Genomic DNA, 4,014 nt, shown 5'->3' on the forward strand with positions numbered 1-4,014 from the left:
GGCCGGCCCGGAGGGCGTCGCCGCCTGGCGCGCCTCGTCCACCGCCCCCGGCGACCCTTCCCGCGGCAGCGGCGGCTCCTCCGCCGCCGCGGGCGACCCCTCCGCCGCCCCCGGCTCCTCGGACATCCTGCCCTTCGACGACGATCGGATCGGTTCCGGCATCCTCGCCGTGGACATCCACGGCGCCGCCAACGTGCAGGACGCCCTCACCCTCGCCACCGCCCGCGCCGACGGCTTCGGCGACAGCGACCTCGGCAGGCGGCACACCGGCGACGTACTCGCCGCACGGGTGCGCATGGCCCGCCACACCCCGCTCACCGGCCTCGGCACCGCCCCCGCCCAGGCCCAGCAGGAGGCCACCACACAGGCCGGTCTCACCGCCGGCTTCCGTGAGGCCCTGAGCGCCGGCGGCTCCCCGCTGCCCACCCAGGCCTCCGCCCGCCTCGTCGGCCAGTTCCACACCGCCGACTCCCGCCTCTACGCGAAGATGCACCGCCGCGGCGCCCGGCTGCTCGCCGTGGAGAACAAACCGCGCATGGAGGCCATGCAGCGCGCCAAGACCTCCGACGCGCTGGAGTCCGGCATCACCGACAACATCGAAGGCGCCGTGGGCTCCGCCCCGCTGGCGGGCAACACCAACGCGGGCCTGACCAACCCGGGCGTCACCGTCCCGATCGGCGGCGCGAACGACGGCACCGCGCTCAAGGCCACCACCGACACCACCCTCGGCACCCACATCAAGGTCGTCACCAACCGCAGCATGCTGTTCGCGCTGCCGGTGAGCTGGCTGTCGGTCGCCGAGGTCGACCACCGGCTCACCGACAGCCGCCCCCTGCACGCGCTCGGCAAGGCCAAGCGCGGCCCGTGCGCCGCCGAGGCCGAGACCACCGCCCTGGTGTGGCTGCGCGAGGACATCGCCCGCGACTACGGTCTCCTGGACGACACCACGTTCCCCGACGACGTCGCCAAGGCCTGGGACGACCTTTCCAAGTCGGCCGGTGACCTCGCCATGGCCGAACAGCGCTACTACGACGCCCGGGCCCGGGCCCGTGAGACGTGGCTCGACCTCACCACCGAGGAGCAGGCCGCGCTCGGCGACGGCGACCCCGACCGCCCGACCGTCCTGCCCAGGGCCGTCGCCGAGTCCCCGGCCGTCACCGCCTGGCAGGCCGCCCGCGACGAGGTCCGCCGCTGGCAGGAGCGCACCGACGCCGCCGCCGCGGACCACCACCGGCTGCACCTCGCCGCCTCCCGCCTCACCGCCCACCACCAGGGCCTGCCCTCGGTTCCGGTGCCGGACCGGCCGCAGGAGTACACCGAGCCGGGGTGGCGCTCCGAGGCACCCGAGCCGTACACGATCACCGACGGCACCGACTCCGCCCCGCGCACCCTCACCTCCCCGGACGGTGCCACGGTCCGCGTGGTGCACGACGTACCGCACGACGGCGCCTCGTTCTTCCACGCGCTGCTCGCCACCGCCGGAGCCCGGGGCCGGCTGCCCCACCTGCTGGACACCGACCTCGCCGACCGGTTCACGGCCGCCCCCGGCGACCCGGTGGTCACCGCCGAGGCCGTCGGCGCCGCCCGCGACCGCCTCGCCTGGGCGCTGGGGGAGGACGGCAACGAAGACCTGCTCGACGCCCTCGCCCTGGACGTGGCCGACACCTTCACCCAGGACGAACTGGACGCCGCGGGAGTGGTGTTCACCCCGGCGCAGCAGGCCGAGTTCGACGCCTTCGGCCGTCTCCCGGTGACCTTCTGGCCGGCGCCCGCGCAGCGGGTCGCGCTGGCCACGGTCGCCCTGTCCCGTCCGTTCGCGCCCGAACCGCACCAGGGCGCGGACGAGAGCCCGGGCGGCGACCCCGCTCCGCCGCCCGTGCGCCGCGCGGGCGACCACGGCGGCGCAGGGTTCACCACCGACGTGCCGCTGTCCGTGTTCGTCGGCGTGGTGTGGCTGGCCGGTGTGCTGGTGCTGGCGCTGCTGGTGTCACGCGGGGCCCCGCTGCCCGCGGGGCTGCTGCGCTTCCAGACGTCGGTGCGGCCGACCGCGTACGCGATGGTCGCGCTGCTACTGGCCGGCGTCGTCATCGGCGTGGTCGCCGCCCTGATCGTCGCGGTGACCAAAGGGCACGCGCGGGAGACGCTCGCGGTGATCCTGCTGGGCATTCCCAACCTGGTGTGGCTGGCGCTGACGATCGGGCTCGGCGCCACGTGGAACGGCCGGGTGGAGGGGCCGTTCGGGCTGCCCATGCCGCATGTGCTCGACGAGGTGCTGCGCACCCCGGACATCTCCGAGCTGAACCTGCGCACGCTCGCCGAACACGACGGCCGGGTGTGGTGGCTGCTGGTCGTCGACGTCGTGCTGCTGCTGGCCGCCGCGTTCGTGATGGCGGCCCGGTCACCGGCCCGGGTCCGGGCCTGGCAGCACGCGGTGCACATGGCGGTCGCCCTCGCGCTCACGGTGTTCATGATCGGCCTCGTGGGGCGCATCTCCGCGCACTACGGCCTGTCCGTGCTCGGCATCGGTGATCTGGGCGGCGGCCTCGGGGGCGAGCTGTTCCTGAGACCCAAGCTGTGGGGTGCCGTCGGTCTGGCCGTCCCCTGGGGGCTGGTGACCGGGTTCGCCGGGGCGCTGCTGGCGCGGCACGTACGGCGGCGCGGCGAGGTGCGCCCCGACAGCGAGGGCTGACGCCCCCGTTCTACGGCCGTGCTACATCCGCTGCACGAAGACCGGTTCGGCCCAGCGCGGCGGTGGCTTGGGCCGCTCCTCCCTCGCAACCGGCGGCTGCCGGTCCACCCGCGTGGGCGTCCTCGCACCCCCGGCCACGCCGCCGGTGGTCGCGGCGCGCAGCGCGGCGACGAAGGCGAGGCAGGACGGGTACCGGTCGTCGGGGTTCTTGGCGAGGGCCTGGGCGAAGACGGGGTCGACCCGCGGGTCGAGGTCGGGCCGTTCCCCGGTCAGCAGCGGCGGTTCGTCGTACTGGTGGGCCCAGAGCAAGGCCATGTCGTCGTCGCGGATGAAGGGCGGATGACCGGCCAGGGTCTCGAAGACGACGCAGCCCAAGCCGTACACGTCGCAGCGGGCGTCGACCGGCTTGCCGGAGATCTGCTCGGGGGCGACGTAGTCCAGCGTGCCGACGAACTGGCCGACCGTGGTGAAGCCGGTCAGTGACAGCGACTTCTTCGTCAGGCCGAAGTCGGTCAGGTAGACGTGCTCCGGGTGGTCGCTGTCGGTGCCCCGGGACACCAGGATGTTGCCGGGCTTGACGTCCCGGTGAACCAGTCCGTTGTCGTGGGCCGCGTCGAGCGCGGAGGCGACCTGGGCGGCGACGCGCAGGGCGGTGGCGTACGGCATCGGGCCCTCGCGGTCGAGGACGTGCCGCAGGTCGCTGCCGGCGACGTACCGCATGGCGATGTACAGCACGCCGTCCGTCTCACCGGCCTCGAACACCGGCACGATGTGCGGGTGGTCGATCGCCGCGGCGGCCCGTGACTCGTGGGTGAAGCGGCGGCGGAAGGTGTCGTTGCGGGCGAGTTCCGGGGCGAGCAGCTTCAGGGCGACGGTGCGTTCCAGGCGCAGGTCCCGGGCCCGGTAGACGACGGCCATGCCGCCGCGTCCGATCTCCTGCTCGATCCGGTACCCGGCGATCTGCTGCCCGACCAGCTCGGAGGGCCGCCCGGAGAACAGGCTCGTCTCGCGGTTCAACGGCCGTCACCCTCGGGCGAGACGACCCGGGTGGGCGGCGCCGCGGCCGGACGATCCGCCTCGCCCTCGGCCTTGCCGTCCCGTTCCTCGGGGGACACGACGCGCGTGGGCTCGGGGGCGTCAGCGGACCCGGCCCTCGTCGGTTCGGGGGCGTCGGGAGTCACGACGCGTGTGGGCTCTGGGGCATCGGGCGCCACCACTCGTGTGGGCACGCGAACTCATGGCCGAACTGGGCGTGGACGCGGTGCTCATCCTCCCCTTCACGACCGAGTTCTCGAAGCTGTCCCCGGCCGACTTCGTCGTCAAGG

General features: G+C 74.3%; 3 protein-coding genes and 1 pseudogene. 2 read left to right on the plus strand and 2 right to left on the minus strand.

Annotated elements, in window-relative coordinates; genetic code table 11:
* Positions 1–2,689, plus strand: a 2,689-nt coding sequence (locus ABZ281_RS40930; protein ID WP_356663038.1) for a streptophobe family protein, incomplete at its 5' end; no start/stop codon positions are given.
* A 21-nt stretch (positions 2,690–2,710) separates the two neighbouring features.
* On the opposite strand, the gene ABZ281_RS40935 is transcribed toward ABZ281_RS40930, so the two are convergent.
* A complete protein-coding gene (locus tag ABZ281_RS40935; RefSeq protein ID WP_356663039.1) occupies positions 2,711–3,706 on the minus strand; it encodes a serine/threonine-protein kinase in 996 nt (331 codons plus the stop codon).
* Positions 3,703–3,870 carry a hypothetical protein gene (locus ABZ281_RS40940; RefSeq protein WP_356663040.1) on the minus strand — a complete coding sequence of 56 codons (168 nt, stop codon included), beginning with the start codon at positions 3,868–3,870 and terminating at the stop codon, positions 3,703–3,705. Before ABZ281_RS40940 ends, ABZ281_RS40935 begins: the two co-directional genes overlap by 4 nt.
* 50 nt (positions 3,871–3,920) lie before the next feature.
* Here ABZ281_RS40940 and ABZ281_RS40945 point away from each other — a divergent pair.
* Positions 3,921–4,014: pseudogene (locus tag ABZ281_RS40945) on the plus strand (bifunctional riboflavin kinase/FAD synthetase); the annotation flags it as partial.

Origin of the sequence: Streptomyces sp. NPDC006265 (assembly GCF_040613555.1) — a bacterium.
Lineage (GTDB): Bacteria > Actinomycetota > Actinomycetes > Streptomycetales > Streptomycetaceae > Streptomyces.